Below are 383 nucleotides of genomic sequence, written 5' to 3' on the forward strand. Positions count from 1 at the left end.
TCGATCACCGACCAGCGCAACAAGGGCACGCTGGAGCGCCGCGTCGATGCGCATCCTGAACTCAAGGACTTCTACAACGAGCACGACGACTTCACGGTCACCAACAAGGACCGCAACAAGTACAACGAGGCGATGGAAGGCCTGGAGGATTGGGAAAAGGCGCTGCTGAAGGAGGGCAAGCACATGTACCTGGTCGACTTCAGCAACAAGGGCGGCCTGGTGACGCCGCTGATCCTCGAGATCACGCTCGCCAGCGGCAAGAAGTACGTCGAGCGCGTGCCGGCCGAAGTGTGGCGCTACAACCCGAAGAAGATCACGAAGCTGATCATCACCGACGAGCCGATGACCAGCCTGGTGCAGGACCCGTACTGGGAAACCGCGGA

The 383-nt window shown here is 60.6% G+C and carries 1 pseudogene; it reads left to right on the plus strand.

What is annotated here, in order from left to right:
* Positions 1-383: pseudogene (locus AC1DOP_RS27370) on the plus strand (aminopeptidase); the annotation flags it as partial.

The organism is Massilia sp. 01N410 (genome assembly GCF_056399665.1).